General features: G+C 65.7%; 12 protein-coding genes and 1 pseudogene. 11 read left to right on the top strand and 2 right to left on the bottom strand.

Annotation, left to right across the window (positions count from 1 at the left end):
- From ACILR9_RS05445 to ACILR9_RS05400, 10 genes and pseudogenes are all read left to right on the top strand, one after another.
- Positions 1 to 423, top strand: coding sequence for an OsmC family protein (locus tag ACILR9_RS05445; protein ID WP_395708884.1), 423 nt, complete (start codon positions 1 to 3; stop codon positions 421 to 423).
- Positions 424 to 627: 204 nt separating this feature from the next.
- Complete coding sequence (gene rpsD / locus ACILR9_RS05440; RefSeq protein ID WP_395708883.1) at positions 628 to 1242, top strand: 30S ribosomal protein S4; 615 nt, start codon at positions 628 to 630, stop codon at positions 1240 to 1242.
- A gap of 150 nt (positions 1243 to 1392) precedes the next feature.
- Positions 1393 to 2664, top strand: a complete 1272-nt coding sequence (locus tag ACILR9_RS05435) for an efflux RND transporter periplasmic adaptor subunit (RefSeq protein WP_395708882.1) — start codon at positions 1393 to 1395, stop codon at positions 2662 to 2664.
- A 15-nt stretch (positions 2665 to 2679) separates the two neighbouring features.
- The gene (locus tag ACILR9_RS05430; RefSeq protein ID WP_395708881.1) at positions 2680 to 5781 is read left to right on the top strand and encodes an efflux RND transporter permease subunit; all 3102 of its coding nucleotides are present in this window, start codon (positions 2680 to 2682) and stop codon (positions 5779 to 5781) included.
- 12 nt (positions 5782 to 5793) lie between these two features.
- Positions 5794 to 6963 carry an amidase gene (locus tag ACILR9_RS05425; protein ID WP_395708880.1) on the top strand — a complete coding sequence of 390 codons (1170 nt, stop codon included), beginning with the start codon at positions 5794 to 5796 and terminating at the stop codon, positions 6961 to 6963.
- A 122-nt stretch (positions 6964 to 7085) separates the two neighbouring features.
- Entirely contained in the window at positions 7086 to 7307 is a 222-nt protein-coding gene (locus tag ACILR9_RS05420) for a hypothetical protein (RefSeq protein ID WP_395708879.1), read from the top strand.
- A 79-nt stretch (positions 7308 to 7386) separates the two neighbouring features.
- On the top strand, positions 7387 to 9156 hold the full coding sequence (locus ACILR9_RS05415) for an IS1634 family transposase (protein WP_395708878.1): 1770 nt from the start codon (positions 7387 to 7389) through the stop codon (positions 9154 to 9156).
- Between the two features lie 71 nt (positions 9157 to 9227).
- Positions 9228 to 10331 (top strand): annotated as a pseudogene (locus ACILR9_RS05410) (ISAzo13 family transposase); the annotation flags it as partial.
- Between the two features lie 146 nt (positions 10332 to 10477).
- A complete protein-coding gene (gene hpxZ / locus ACILR9_RS05405; RefSeq protein WP_395708877.1) occupies positions 10478 to 10879 on the top strand; it encodes an oxalurate catabolism protein HpxZ in 402 nt (133 codons plus the stop codon).
- Positions 10880 to 11050: 171 nt separating this feature from the next.
- The gene (locus ACILR9_RS05400) at positions 11051 to 12097 is read left to right on the top strand and encodes an amidohydrolase family protein (RefSeq protein ID WP_395708876.1); all 1047 of its coding nucleotides are present in this window, start codon (positions 11051 to 11053) and stop codon (positions 12095 to 12097) included.
- A 120-nt stretch (positions 12098 to 12217) separates the two neighbouring features.
- On the opposite strand, the gene ACILR9_RS05395 is transcribed toward ACILR9_RS05400, so the two are convergent.
- Positions 12218 to 13492 carry an FAD-dependent oxidoreductase gene (locus tag ACILR9_RS05395; RefSeq protein ID WP_395708875.1) on the bottom strand — a complete coding sequence of 425 codons (1275 nt, stop codon included), beginning with the start codon at positions 13490 to 13492 and terminating at the stop codon, positions 12218 to 12220.
- Positions 13493 to 13539: 47 nt separating this feature from the next.
- Between ACILR9_RS05395 and ACILR9_RS05390 the strand changes: the two genes are divergently transcribed.
- The gene (locus ACILR9_RS05390; protein WP_395708874.1) at positions 13540 to 14571 is read left to right on the top strand and encodes an ABC transporter substrate-binding protein; all 1032 of its coding nucleotides are present in this window, start codon (positions 13540 to 13542) and stop codon (positions 14569 to 14571) included.
- Positions 14572 to 14695: 124 nt separating this feature from the next.
- Here the strand turns inward: ACILR9_RS05390 and ACILR9_RS05385 are convergent, their stop codons facing one another.
- Positions 14696 to 15079, bottom strand: a complete 384-nt coding sequence (locus tag ACILR9_RS05385) for a winged helix-turn-helix transcriptional regulator (RefSeq protein WP_395708873.1) — start codon at positions 15077 to 15079, stop codon at positions 14696 to 14698.
- Between the last annotated feature and the right edge of the window lie 166 nt (positions 15080 to 15245).

Here is a 15245-nt window from a genome sequence, read left to right as displayed (position 1 = left end):
ATGTCCACCACCGCCAAGATCTCCTGGGTCGACGGTGCCCTGTTCGTCGCCGAAGGCGGCAGCGGCCATACCCTCACGATGGATGGCGCGCCCGGCGATGGCGGACGCAATCTTGCCTCGCGGCCGATGGAGGTCGTCCTGATGGGGATGGGCGGCTGCACCGCCATCGATGTCGTGTCGATGCTGAAGAAGCAGCGCCAGGACATCGAAGGGGTCGAAGTCTCGCTGGTCGCCGAGCGGGCCGACCAGCCGCCCAAGGTCTTCACCTCGGTCAAGGTCGTGTACACCGTGCGCGGCCGCAAGCTCAGCCGGGCGCTGATCGAGCGTGCGGTGAGCCTGTCGGAGGACAAGTACTGCTCGGCCACCGCCATGATCCGGAAATCGGCCTCCGTCAGTCACGAGGTCGTGCTGGTCGAGGTCTAAGTCTCTGATCGAACAGCAGGAATCGCTGCTTGACAGACCCGCTTTCGAAAGTATCTTCCGGCCTCTTCCGGAGAACGTGGTCGTGATGCCCTGTCGGGCGCCGCGTCCCGCCCCGATCCTGCGCTGCAGGCAGCGCGCCATCGGACCCAGGCCTATCCGGACAACGGCGTCGCCAAAGGCGATGCACAACGAAGGAGCTGTCGCGTGAGCAAGCGCGAGAATTCGAAGTACAAGATCGACCGCCGTCTCAGGGTCAACCTGTGGGGCCGGCCGAAGAGCCCGATCAACAAGCGCGAGTACGGACCCGGCCAGCACGGCCAGGGCCGCCAGAAGCCGACCGACTATCGGCTGCAGCTGATGGCCAAGCAGAGGCTCAAGGGCTATTACGGCTCGGTCTCGGAGCGCCAGCTGCGCCGCTACTATCTCGAGGCGGTGCGCCGCAAGGGCGATACCGGCGAAAATCTGGTCGAGCTGCTGGAGCGCCGGCTGGACGCCGTCATCTACCGCATGAAGTTCGCCATCACCGTGTTCGCCAGCCGCCAGCTGGTGAGCCATGGTCACGTGAAAGTGAACGGCCGTCGCGTCAACATCGCGTCCTATCTCGTGAAGGACAATGACGTGATCGAGCTGACGGCCAAGGCCAAGGAGATGGCGCTGGTGCTGGAAGCCACCCAGACGGCCGAGCGCGACGTGCCCGAGTACGTGACGGTCGACCACAAGGACATGAAGGGCACTTACGTGCGCGGCCCCAAGCTCTCCGATGTGCCTTATCCGGTGCAGATGGAGCCCTCGCTGGTGGTCGAGTACTACAGCCGCTGAGGCGAGGTCCTAGTAGCGAATGTGACGAAAACCCGCCCATTGTGGCGGGTTTTTTGCTTTGGAGTTGGGGATTGGGGCTGCTTACGACTGTCCGGGCAGGCGTTGACGGCCTATATTGACCTCAGGGGTTGGGGTTCTGGAGAGTCTGGGATGCGGATGGTCCGTCTCGCTTTCATGGGGGCGCTTGCCGTAGCAGTTTGCGGAGCGGGCTACTATTACCGCGACGAGGTCGCGCAGCGGCTCGGGCTCGGGGCTGCCGCGAGCTCGGCCGAGAAGGGGGGCGCCAGTCCGGCCGCGGCGGCTCAGCCGCAGGGCCGGCGCGGTCGCGCAAATCCCGGCGGCCCGGTTCCGGTCGTCGTCACCAAAGTCGACAAGAAGGCGATGCCGATCGTCATCGAAGCGGTCGGCACGGTGCAGGCGATTGCCTCGATCGCGATCAAGGCGCGCCTCGACAGCCAGATCATGAAGGTCAATGTCGAGGAGGGCGCGCTGGTCAAGGAAGGCGACCTGCTGTTCGAACTCGATTCACGCACGCTGAAAGCGCAGCTCGGCCAGATCGAGGCGCAGATCCGCAAAGACCAGGCGCAGGTGATGCAGGCCAAGCGCGACCTGCAGCGTTACGAGGATCTGCTGGCCAAGAATGCCGGCACCGTGGTCAGCCGTGACACCGCCTTCACTGCCCTGAAGGCCGCCGAGGCGCAGCTCGAGGCTGACGAGGCGGCGAGGGCGAGCGTGCAGACCTCGCTCACCTATACCGAGATTCGTGCCCCGGTGTCGGGCCGCATCGGCTCGATCTCGAGCAAGGCTGGAACCGTCGTGCGCATCGGCGACAACACCGCGACCGCCGCCCTCGCCACCATCAATCAGATCAATCCGATCTATGTCGCCTTCGCCATGCCGCAGGTATACCTGCCGGACATTCGCGCGGCGATGGCGAAGGGCGACGTCAAGGTCATCGCCATCGTCGACGACAATCGCAGGCAGTCCGGCATCATCGCCTTCGTCGAGAATGCGGTCGATCCCAACACCGGTACGGTGACCGCCAAGGCGCGCATCGACAATGCCAACGAGGGCCTGTGGCCCGGCCAGTTCGTCAAGGTCGAGGTCGTTCTCGGGGTCGAGCCCGACGCCATCGCCGTGCCAGCACCGGCCATCCAGCTCGGGCCGCAGGGGCCCTACCTGTTCGTGGTCAAGGACGGCGTGGCCGAGCTTCGGCAGGTGGTGGTCAAGCGCACGCAGAACGGCGAATCGGTGATCGGCAAGGGTCTTGCCGACGGCGAGCAGGCTGTCGTCGACGGCCACCTCCGGCTGGTCAACGGCGCCAACGTGGCAGTACGGCCGGCGACGCCGGCGCCCGCCACGGCGGCGCCTGCGCAGGCGCCTCCGCCACGGCCCGCGACACTGCCGCAGCCGCGCGGCTAGCCGAGGGGGCACGGTATGCTTTCGGCTCTGTGCATCCGCCGCCCGGTGATGACCATCCTGCTGATGGCCATGATCGTCATCGCCGGCGTCTTCGGCTACAAGCAGCTTCCCGTCGCCGCGGTTCCGCGCGTCGACTTTCCGACCATCCAGGTCACGGCGCAGCTTCCCGGCGCCAGCCCGGAGACGATGGCCGCCTCGGTCGCTTCCATTCTCGAACGCCAGTTCTCGACCATCGCCGGCGTCACGACGATGACCTCGACGTCGTCGCTCGGCAACACCTCGATCGTGCTGCAGTTCGATCTCAACCGGTCGATCGACGGCGCCGCGCTCGACGTGCAGTCGGCGATCTCCTCGGCGATGCGCCGGTTGCCGGCCGAGCTGCCGACGCCGCCCAGCTTCCGCAAGGTCAATCCGGCTGATTTCCCAGTGCTGTTCTTGGCCTTGAAATCGTCGCAGGTGCGGCTGTCGGACGTCGACGCCTTCTCCAACCGGGCGATTCTGCCGCGCATCTCGACTCTGCCGGGCGTTGCCCAGGTGCTGATCTTCGGGTCGCAGAAATATGCTGTGCGCGTGCGCGCCAATCTCGACCAGCTCGCGGTGCGCGGCCTGACCCTGCAGGAGCTGCAGAATTCCATCGTCGCCGCCAATTCCAGCAAGCCGGTGGGCGCCATCGCCGACCAGCGGCAAAGCTCGATCCTCGACGCCACCGGGCCGATCACCAAGGCGGCCGATTATATGCCGGTGATCGTGACCTGGCAGAACGGCGCGCCCGTCCGCATCTCCGACGTGGCGACGGCGATCGACAGCGTCGAGAACGACAAGGTGGCGAGCTGGCTCGACGGCACGCGCGCCATCGTGCTCGCCGTCTATCGCCAGCCCGATGCCAACACCGTCGAGGTCGTCGACCGGGTGAGGGCGATGCTGCCGGCCATCCAGGCCGAGCTGCCGACCGGCGTCGAGGTCCAGGTCCTGGCCGACCGCTCGGTGCCGATCCGCCACGCCATCGAGGATGTCGAGTTCACGCTGGTCCTGGCGGCGATCCTGGTCATCATCGCCATCTACTTCTTCCTGCGCAGCTTCCGCGCCACGCTGATCCCGGCGATCGCCCTGCCGATCTCGGTCATCGGCACCTTCGCCGGCATGTATGCCTGCGGCCATTCGATTGACAACATCTCGCTGCTGGCGCTGACGCTCGCGGTCGGCTTCGTCGTCGACGACGCCATCGTCATGCTGGAGAACATCGTGCGCCACATCGAGGCGGGCGAGAAGCCGCTGGACGCCGCCTTCAAGGGCTCCAAGGAGGTCGGCTTCACCATCATCTCGATGACCCTGTCGCTGGTCGCGGTGTTCATCCCCGTGCTGTTCATGGGCGGCGTGGTCGGCCGCATGTTCAACGAGTTCGGCCTGGTCATCACCTTCGCCATCCTGATCTCCGGCATCGTCTCGCTCACCCTGACACCGATGCTGTGCTCGCGGCTCCTGAAGCCGATCGATCATCATGAGAAGCACAACTTCCTGCTGCGGTCCTTCGAATGGACCTTCGACAGGGTGAGCGACGGCTATGCCTGGGCGCTCAAGCACACCGTGGCGATGCCTCGCCTGGTGCTGCTGTTCACCCTCGGCACCTTCGTTCTGACGGCGGTGCTGTTCCAGACCATCCCCAAGGGCTTCTTCCCGTCGGAGGATATCGGTCAGATCACCGGCGCGACGGTCGGTCCCGACGACGCGTCGTTCGATGCCATGGTGGCGCGCCAGTCGGCGCTGGCCGAGATCATCAAACGCGATCCCGACGTGCTGTCCGTGGTCTCGACGGTGGGCGGCGGCAATGCCGCGGCGACCGTCAATTCGGGCCGTGTCTTCATCATGTTGCGCGACAAGCCGGAGCGCACAGACAGCGCCCTGCAGGTGATCGCCCGCCTGCGCCGCGCCACTGCCACCGTGCCTGGCATCAACGTCTTTTTCCAGCCTGTGCAGTCGATCAACATCGGCACCACCCAGACGCGCGCCCAGTACCAGTTCGGCATGCGCTCCAGCGACCTCGCCGCCTTGCGTGACTATGCGCCCAGGATGGAGGAGCGCATGCGCCGCATCCCGACCATCATGGACGTCAACTCCGACCTCCAGGTGCGCGCCCGCTCGACCGTGATCGACGTCGATCGCGACACGGCTTCGCGGCTTGGCCTGTCGGTCGATCAGATCCGCCTGCTGCTTTACTCGGCTTTCGGCTCGCGCCAGGTGTCGACGATCTACGCGTCGGACGACACCTACCAGGTGATCCTCGAGGCCGATCCCAAATATGCCGACACCAACGAGGTGCTGCGCCGCATCATGGTGCGTACGCCGACCGGTGCGCTGGTGCCGCTCGACACGGTCGCCAAGCGCAACGACAAGCCGACGTCGCTCACGGTCAACCACATCGCCCAGCTTCCCTCGGTGATCGTGTCCTTCAACTTGGCACCGGGCGTGGCGCTCGGCGAGGCGGTGCGCGACATCCAGGCGGCGGCGGCCGAGGTCGGCCTTCCGGCCTTCATCGCCACCAGTTTCGAGGGCAGCGCCCAGGTCTTCCAGCAGGCCGTTGCCAACCAGGGGCTGTTGCTGTTCGCCGCGGTGCTGGTGATCTACATCATCCTGGGCATCCTCTACGAAAGCTTCATCCATCCGCTGACCATCCTCTCCGGGCTGCCCTCGGCCGGCATCGGCGCGCTCGCCACCCTGATGCTGTTCGGCATGGATCTCAGCGTCATCGCCCTGATCGGCGTCGTCATGCTGATCGGCATTGTCAAGAAGAACGCCATCATGATGGTCGACTTCGCTATCGAGCGGCGCGGCCAGGGGGCGTCGGCCGAGCAGGCGATCATCGAGGCGGCGCGGCTGCGGTTCCGGCCGATCATGATGACCACGGCCTGCGCGCTGCTGGGCGCCCTGCCGATCGCCGTCGGCGCCGGCGCCGGCGCCGAGCTGCGTCAGCCTCTGGGCATCTCGGTGGTCGGCGGCCTTATGGTGTCGCAGCTTCTGACGCTCTTCATCACCCCGGTGGTCTATGTCTGGTTCGACAAGCTGACAGGCCTGAAGCTGGGCTGGAGCAAGCGCGTGCGCGCGGGCACGCCGGCCGAATAGCGGACACAGCGCATGGACGATCCTGTCAGCGCTTTCGTGCCTGGCTCGCGCGTGCGCATCGAGGGCCGCGCCGGAGGGCCGCTTGCCGGCCTTACCTTCGCCGCCAAGGATCTATTCGATGTCGCCGGCGTGCCGACCGGCGGCGGCAATCATGATTGGCCGACCGGCCGTCCGGTGCCGGCGCGTCACGCCTGGGCGGTGCAGACCCTGCTCGATGCCGGCGCCACGCTGATCGGCAAGACCATCACCGATGAGGTCTCGCTCGGCATCCTGGGCGAAAATGCCTTCGACGGCACGCCAGTCAACACGCGCGCGCCCAACCGGGTGCCGGGCGGTTCGTCGTCGGGCTCGGCGGCCGCCGTCGCGGCCGGGATTTGCGACACCGCTCTCGGCACCGACACCGGCGGGTCGGTGCGCGTACCGGCGAGCTTCTGCGGCCTGTACGGCATCCGCCCGACCCATGGCCGCATCGACGTCACCGGCATGCTGCCCCAGGCGCCGACCTCCGACACCACGGGCTGGTTCGCCCGCGATGCCGCGACCTTCACGCGCGTGTCCGCGGTGATCCTCGGCGAGGCGATACCCGCCGCGCTGCCCGGCCGGCTGGTCGTCGCGGTGGACACTTTCGGCTTCGCCGACACCGGCGTCGCCGCCGCTCTGCAGCCCATGGTGAAGAAGCTCGCGAGGCTGATCGGCTCGAGCTGCGAAGAGGTGATGGCGCCGCAAGGCCTGTCGGTATGGGCGCGCGCGCAGCGCACCCTGCAGCCCGTCGAAGCCCTCGCGACCTTCAGGAACTGGCTCGACGAGCGCAATCCGCGCATGGCCTTCTCGGTCGCCCGCGGCCTGGTGATGGCCGCGGCAACTCCTGAAAGCGAGCGCGGCTGGGCCAACCTGATGCGCCAGGAGGCGAGAGGCCGCATGGCCCACCTGCTGCCGCCCGGCACCATCCTCTGCCTGCCGACGACGCCGTTCCCGGCGCCGCTGCGCGGCCAGAAACTGTCGGTCCTTGACCCGCTGCGCGATCGCATCACCTGCCTCTGTGCCCAGGGCGGGCTCGCCGGGCATCCCCAGGTCAGCCTGCCCGGCGCCACCGTCGACGGCCTGCCGATCGGCCTCTCGATCATCGGCCCGCGCGGCAGCGACGCCACCTTGGTTGCGGTAGCGCAGGCGATGGCGGGGTGAGCCGCCCGCTTCTTCCATTTAGGGCCTGTGACGAAATAATCGAATCGATTCGGGTTGTATAAAGCAGTAATAGAATCCGGATTTCGAGCATGATCAGGTGAGAAACGCTATATATTGATGAAGTGGTCGACTGGGACGCCATTCGTATGCGCTATGAGGCAGTCGCGCCTCACTTGGATGAGCGAGGGCTTCGTTTGTTCGCCGCCAGCGAGGCTCGCGCTGCGGGCCGCGGCGGCATCGCGATGGTGTCGCATCTCACAGGCATAGCCCATCTTTCTCAACTGGACCTCGGAATCATCGATTTCGAGGGTGATGAGAAGCAAAAAAGTGAGCGATTTCAATGACCGCGCGTTGGCAATCATGTGTAGTGGAGACCTAGTCTCTTTCGTGTACTAATTGTGTGGGGTAGTATCCCTACCCATCATGTTCTTACGCGCCAACCGACGCTTCAAAGATGGCAAAGAGCATCGCTATTGGAGCATCGTCGAGAACAAGCGCTGCGCCGGCGGCAAGGTGGTGCAGCGGCCGGTGCTGTACCTCGGCGAGATCAACGACTGTCAGCGTGAAGCCTGGTGTCGGGTGGTCGATGCGTTCGACGAAGACGCTCGGCGGCACACGCAGCTGGCGCTGTTCCCGGCCGATCGCGGTGTCCCCGAGCACGCCCGTGGTCATGGTGTGCAGGTCCGCCTCGATGCGATGGAGCTTCATAGGCCGCGGCAATGGGGTGCGTGCTGGTTGGCCTGCCATCTCTACGAGGAGCTCGAGCTGGATCGCTTCTGGGCCGATCGCCTGGAAGACTCGCGCGAGGGCACGAGCTGGTGTGACATCGTGCAGACGTTGGTGTGCTATCGGCTGATCGATCCTGGCAGCGAGTGGCGGCTGCATCGACAGTGGTTCAGCCAGAGCGCGATGGGCGATCTGCTGGGCGCCGACTATTCGCTGGTCGAGAAGAATGCGCTGTATCGTTGTCTGGACAAGCTGCTCGAGCATAAGCAGGGCCTGTTCAGCCATCTGCGGCAACGCTGGCAGGACTTGTTCGGGGCGCAGTTCGAGGTCCTGCTGTACGACCTGACGAGCACCTATTTCGAGTCGGCGCCGCCGCACAACGAGACCGACAAGCGGCGCTACGGCTACAGCCGCGACAAGCGCGGTGATTGCGTGCAGGTGGTGATCGCGCTGGTGGTCACGCCGGAAGGCTTCCCGCTGGCCTACGAGGTGCTGGCCGGCAACACTGCCGACAGCACGACGCTGCGCGACTTTCTGGCCAAGATCGAGGCGCAGCACGGCAAGGCGCAGCGCATCTGGGTGATGGATCGCGGCATCCCCAGCGAGGCCGTCCTGGCCGAGATGCGGCAAGCCGATCCGCCGGTCCACTACCTGGTCGGCACACCGAAGGGCCGGCTCAGCAAGCTCGAGAAAGCCCTGCTCGACAAGCCGTGGCAGAGCGTGCGCCAGGGCGTCGACGTCAAGCTGCTGGCCGACGAGCCGGAACTCTACGTGCTCGCCCGCAGTGAGCAGCGCGTGCACAAGGAGCGCGCCATGCGCCGGCGCAAGCTCAAAGGGCTGTGGGCTCGCCTCACGGAACTGTCGGCGATGAAGAAGATCAAGCGCCAGGACTTGCTCATGAAGCTCGGCGGCGCGCGCGCCAAGGCACCCGCCGCCTGGCGCCTGATCGATGTCGAGGTGGCACCGCGTGGCGCCTCATTCAGCTACGCCCTCAACCGCAGCAAGCTGCGGCGCGTCCGACAGCGTGAAGGCCGATATCTTCTGCGCAGCAATCTCGGCGATCGCCAACCGGCCGAGCTCTGGCAGTTCTACATCCAGCTCACCGAGATCGAGGCCGCCTTCAAGAACCTCAAGCACGATCTCCAGCTGCGGCCCATCTTCCATCAGCTCGAACAGCGCATCGAGGCACACATCTTCGTTGCCTTCATCGCTTACTGCCTGCACGTCACCCTGCGCGCCCGCCTGCGCACTCTCGCCGGCGGCCTCACCCCGCGCGCCGTCCTCGACAAGTTCACCGACATCAAGATGCTCGACGTTCACTTCCCTACCACCGACGGACGCACCCTCGTCATCACCCGGCACACCGAGCCAAACGCCGATCAAAAGATCCTGCTCCACCAGCTCAAGCTCGAGCTCCCACCTCAGCCGCCGCCCAAGATCTCTGCCCCTCCCACTTCCGCGGCCTAACCTGGGACCCCACTCTGTAGTGGAGACCTTCAAGCTCCACCCTTTGATTCTAAAGGGTTTTTCCCTCAACAATGGCTCCAGTTGAGAAAGATGGGATAGCGCGCAGCACGATCGGGCGCGGCCTGAAGGAGCTCGACGAGGAAGCGGCCGAATGGCCATACGGCCGCGTCCGCCGCAGCGGCGGTGGTCGCAAGGCGGCGACCCTCAAGCAGCCCGGCTTGCGCAAGGCCTTGCTCGATCTGGTTGCCTCGGCCACCCGAGGCGATCCGCAGGCCGACCTGCTGTGGGTGAGTCGCAGTCAGCGCCATCTCGCCGCCGCGTTGGCCGATCAGGGCTACCGGGTCAGCGCCAATCTGGTCGGCCGCCTGCTCAAGGACCTCGGCTTCAGCCTGCAAGCCAACGCCAAGACCCGCGAGGGCAAGCAGCACCCTGACCGCGATGCACAGTTCCAGCACATCAACGATCGGGTCCAGCGTTTCCGGCGGTGCCGACAACCGGCCATCTCCGTCGACACCAAGAAGAAGGAGCTGGTCGGCGATTTCAGGACTGCCGGCCGAGAGCTGCGGCGCAAAGGCCGACCCCAGCCCGTGCGCGTGCACGACTTCGTCATCCCGGGAAAGGGTCGAGCGGTCCCCTACGGCGTCTACGACATTGCCGCCAATGAAGGCTGGGTCAGTGTCGGCATCAACCATGACACCGCAACCTTCGCCGTCGAGAGCATTCGTCGCTGGTGGCGGCGCATGGGGCGCAAGCGCTATCCCAAGGCCACGCGCCTGCTGATCACTGCCGATTGCGGTGGCAGCAATGGCGCTCGGGTCCGCCTCTGGAAAGTCGAGTTGCAGAACTTCGCCAACCAGACCGGCCTCGCCATCACCGTCACCCATCACCCGCCTGGCACCAGCAAGTGGAACCGCATCGAGCATCGCATGTTCGCCTTCATTACCCAGAACTGGCGCGCCAAACCTTTGCTCTCCCACAAGGTCATCGTGCAGCTCATCGCCGCCACCACGACAACCTCCGGACTGACCATCGCCTGCGACATTGACGCCACGAGCTATCCCAAGGGCGCCAAGGTCTCTGATCAACAGATCAGTCAGCTCAATATCCGCTACGACCGCTTCCATCCAGACTGGAACTACACCTTCGTTCCAAAGCCCAACCGGACAGACGCTTGACATTCGAAGCGTTTATTTCGTCACAAGCCCTTAGACTGATGAAGCAAAGATCCCTCGCTGCGCTCGGGATGACAAAGGGGCTGTCATCCCGAGCGCAGCGAGGGATCTTTCTCTTTCATGACCGCCCAACGCGCGAGGAGCGAACGATGGACCTGACACCCAATATCCCGGAGATCGTCGACGAGGTCCGCGCGCGCTTCGAGCGCTACGAGCAGGCGCTGATCGACAAGAATGTAGACGTACTCGATGCCACGTTCTGGCGGAGCCCGCACACCATCCGCTATGCCATGCACGAAAACGGCTACGGCTTCGACGAGATTCACGCCCATCGCGTCGCTCGCCCGCCAGGCCCCGGCATCAAGGAGCGGCGCATCCGCCTGGAAATCCTCACCCTGGGTCGCGACATCGCTACGGTGAATCTCGAATTCAAGATCCGCGGCAAGGACCTGGTCGGCCGCCAGAGCCAGACCTGGGTCCGCTTTTCCGGCGACGGCTGGAAGGTGATCGCCGCCCATGTGTCGACCATGGACAGCAAGCCTTTGTGGTGAAGAGGCAAGCGCCGCGTCTGTTCTGCACGCGTGATCAAAGGCCCCTCGCTCGCGGCGTTTGCGGCGCCAAGCGCCTTTCTCGGGATGACATCACTGTTGTCATCCCGAGCGCAGCGAGACACCCTTCTGCGATGTCCGGTCAAATAGGCATTCGCTCACCCGGAGGAAACAATGAGCACCCCGACACAACCTGCGCTCGGCAACGTCATCGCCGTCGATTCCGCCTGGGTCGCCAAGGTCTCTGAGGAGGCGCTGGAGCCCGCGTTGCCGATCGTCGATCCGCACCATCATCTGTGGCAGCGTGCCGACAATGACTACATGTTCCACGACCTGCTGGCCGATACGCGGACCGGGCACAACATCGTCGCGACGGTGTTCGTCGATTGCCATTCGATGTACCGCAAGGAGGGTCCCGCAGAGCTGCGCTGCATCGGCGAAACGGAGTTCGCCAACGGCGTGGCGGCGATGAGCGCGAGCGGCATCTACGGCAACCTGCGCGCCTGCGCAAAGATCGTGAGCCATGTCGATCTGCGTCTTGGAGCGAGAGCGGGAGCGGTGTTCGATGCTCAGATCGCCGCCGGCAACGGGCGCTTCATCGGCATCCGCTACCAGACCGGCCTCGACAAGGATCCGGGGATCCGGGCGACCCGCACCAACCCGACGCCCGGCCTGATGGCCGACGCGACTTGGCGCGACGGTTTTCGCGAGCTGGCGCGCCGCGATCTCACTTTCGATGCCTGGGCCTACCATCCGCAGCTTGCCGAGGTCGGCGACCTCGCCGCGGCGTTTCCCAACACCCAGGTCATCCTCGATCACATCGGCGGCCCGCTCGGCTACGCTTCCTATGCCAGCCGACATGCCGAGGTGTTCGCGACCTGGAAGAGGTCGATGGCCGAGCTGGCGCGCCGAGCCAACGTCAGCGTCAAGGTCGGCGGACTCGGCATGGCGATGGGCTGGTTCGATTTCTACCAGCGGCCGACACCGCCCTCGTCGCAGATGTTGGCCGATGCCTTCAAGCCGTGGGTCGAGACCTGCATCGAGCTGTTCGGCGCCGAACGCTGCATGTTCGAAAGCAACTTCCCGGTCGACAAGATCACCTCGGGCTATGGCGTGCTGTGGAATGCCTTCAAGCGGCTGGCTGCCAAGGCCTCGGCGTCGGAGAAGACGGCCCTGTTTTCGGGCACCGCCGCGCGAGTCTACAGAATTGCCCTGCCGTAGCCGCTGAGGAGGCCGTAGGCTCAGACCCTCCGTGTCGGCAAGCTTTGGAAGTCAATATGGAGTGTCTTCCTCTCGCCTTGGCAAGCGGGCTCGCGATCCGAAGAAATTGAGGGCACGACATCACAGAATCGCGCCCCCGGCTCTGAGCTTCTCACGCAGGGTCGCCGGGTCAATCGCGGCCGCTGGCTGATTGGACCCGGCGGTGAGGGCGGCGGCGGTGCCGATGGCATGCGCCACCGCCATGGCGGTCGGCATGACCCGGATGGCGCCATGCGCCTCGTGCGTGGCCGACAGGCCGCGTCCCGCCACCAGTGCATTGTCGAGCCCCTGCGGCACGGCGATGCGATAGGGCAGGGCATAGACGTGGTCAGCGCCCAGCTCCTCGAACGTGATCGCGGCGCCGCCGGCATGGTGCACATCGATCGGATAGGCGCCGAGCGCCATCGTGTCGATGAACTCCGCACCGTTGCGCAGGTCGTCCGATGTGAGCGTGGCGAGGCCAGCGATGCGGCGCGTCTCGCGAATGCCGAGCTGCGGAGCGAAGGCGACCAGCCGCGCCCGATCGCAGCCCGGTACGTTGGTGGCGATGAAGCGCGCCGCCGCCAGCGCCTGGCGCCTGCCTTCGCGCTCGCCGTCGGACAGCGCGAACGGATCGCTGGCGTCGATCGCGATCCGCGTGACGTTGAACCAGCCATGGTCGCTGCCCGGCACGCGACTGCAATGCAGGGCCGCCCTCGGCAGGGCTTTCTCGGCGACGCCACGCGCCGAGAGGGCGGCCTTGGTCTCGAGGCTCATGCCGTCGAACTGGGCGAAGTCGATCGGACCCAGGCGGAACATCATCGTTGCCGGCTGCAGGCTTTCGCCGGCTTCGAGCGCGAGGAAGGGGGCACCGGCACGCGCCATCAGGTCGAGATCACCCGAGGTGTCGATGAATACGCGGGCGCGCACGTCGAGCAGGCCGCCCTTGGTGAGCAGGGTGGCCGAGCCGAGCGTCCGGCCGTGCCGACTCACCTGGGCGAGCTGGCTGTGCAGCAGCACGCGCACGCCGGCTTCGTGGGCAATCTCGTCGAGCACGACCTTGAGTATCTCCGTGTCGTACTCGACCCGGTCCATGCGATGGCCGGTCGACATGACGAAATGGCCGTGGCCTCCACTGCCGCCGATCTTCTGCAGTCGCTCGACGATCTCTTCGCCGATGCCGGCGATGACCCGCCTTCCGGCGCGCGTCTCCCAGCCGACGAACTGACCGACCGCGCCCGCCGTGGCGGCGCCGCCCAGGAAACCATGCCGCTCGAACAGCACGGTGCGTGCACCTTGGCGGGCGGCGGCGACGGCGGCCACGGTGCCCGCCATGCCGCCGCCGCTGGCCAGGACGTCGCATTCGATGGGATTCATGGTGCAAACCGACCATACTCCGGCTCAGGGAAGAACGGGAGGATTCGGTGCTTGGCCATTCTTTGACCCGCCGCGCAACGCTGGGCGGGCTTCTGGCGCTGTCTGCCGCATCGAGGTCGCGGGCGCAGGACCTGACCAAGGCGTCCATCGCCCTGCTCAGGCTGTCCTCGTCGGGGCCGATTTTCATCGCCCAGGAGAAGGGATGGTTCAAGGAGGCCGGCCTCGACCTCACGATGAAGGACTTCCAGGCAGCAGCTCAGGTGCCGCTCGCCGTCGTGTCGGGCGACGCCGATCTCGGCGTCACCGCTTTCACCGCAGGCTTCTACAATCTTGCGGCCAAGGGCGGCCTGGTCGTGGTTGCCGCGCAAAGCGCCGAGCGTCCGGGCTACCAGCTCAATGTCATCGCGGTCACCAATGCCGCATGGGATGCCGGCGTGCGCAGCGTCAAGGACCTCACCGGCAAGCGCGTCGCCGTCACCACGGTCGGCTCCTCGGTCCACTATTCGCTGGAGGTCGTGGCGCGCAAGCACGGCGTCGACACCAAGTCGCTCACCGTCGTGGCGCTGCAGACGATCCCCAACATGGTGGCGGCCTTCAAGGGTGGCCAAGTCGACGCCGCCGTGTTCCCGATCACCACCTTCCGGCAGGTCGAGGCGGAGGGAAGCGGCAAGCCAATCGCCTATGTCGGCGACGAGGTGCCATGGCAGCTCGGCGCGGTATTCACCTCCCCCAAGACGATCGCCGACCGCCGGCCGCTGGTCGAGAAGTTTCTCGTCGGCTACCGCCGCGGCGCCGCAGCCTACCACGACGCGTTCGGCAAGCGCGAGAACGGCAAGCTGGTGCCCGGTCCCAACTACGAGGAGATGATCGGCATCCTGTCGACCGTGCTGAAGCAGCCGCCGGCCCTGGTCGCCGCCGGCCTGCCCTATATCGACCCGGAAGGCCGGCTCGACGTCGGCGATATCTACAAGCAGGTCGCTTTCTGGCAATCTACCGGCCAGGTCGCGCGCGACGCCGATCCGAAGTCGTTCATCGATTTGAGCTTCGTCAACGGCCACTTCAACGTACCGGGGAAGTGAGGACTCATCGCTGGGACCGCACCATTCCAGTGGCGCTCATATTGCTGGTTCAAAGCCCATTGTTGGTTCAAAGCCCCTGAGCGCCACTGGAATGGCGCGGTCCCAGCAAATGATCTTGGCGCGATCACTCTGCCGCCTTCAGCTCCGTCGCCCGGGCGGCGCGCAGGGCAGCGTCCTCTTCACCCCAGCGCGTACCGATCTCGGCAAGCTTGCCCATCACCTCGTCGAGCTCGTGGCCGCGATGCGTCAGTGAATAGGTGACCTTGGGCGGGATGGTTGCCTCGTAGTGGCGCCGCACCAAGCCCGCGCCCTCGAGCGTGCGAAGGCGTTCGGTCAGCATCTTGGCCGAGATGCCCGACACGCGGCGTTTGAGCTGGCCAAAGCGCTGAGGGCCGTGGGTCTTGAGGTTGTACAGAATGTATGTCGTCCACGGCCCCATCAGCATGCGCAGGATGAAGTCCATGGGGCAGGATGCGCTTTCCTTGCCGTGGGCTCCGGCGGCGATCATCGAATTACCTCTCAAGTTACGATTCGGTACCTGCTTGAAGTTATATAGTACAGGTCTCGAATAGTTCCAGTCACTTTGAGTAATTGACTTGGCTGGAGCAACGGGACGGCCGCTTGCGCCGCCAGCGGCGTCCGTGCCGCGGCGGCGCATCGCAGGCGGGTGGCCG

The sequence above is a fragment of the Reyranella sp. genome, from assembly GCF_044224635.1.
Lineage (GTDB): Bacteria > Pseudomonadota > Alphaproteobacteria > Reyranellales > Reyranellaceae > Reyranella.
Note: the sequence above shows the minus strand (reverse complement) of the source record. Positions and strands in the feature narration are given on the sequence as shown.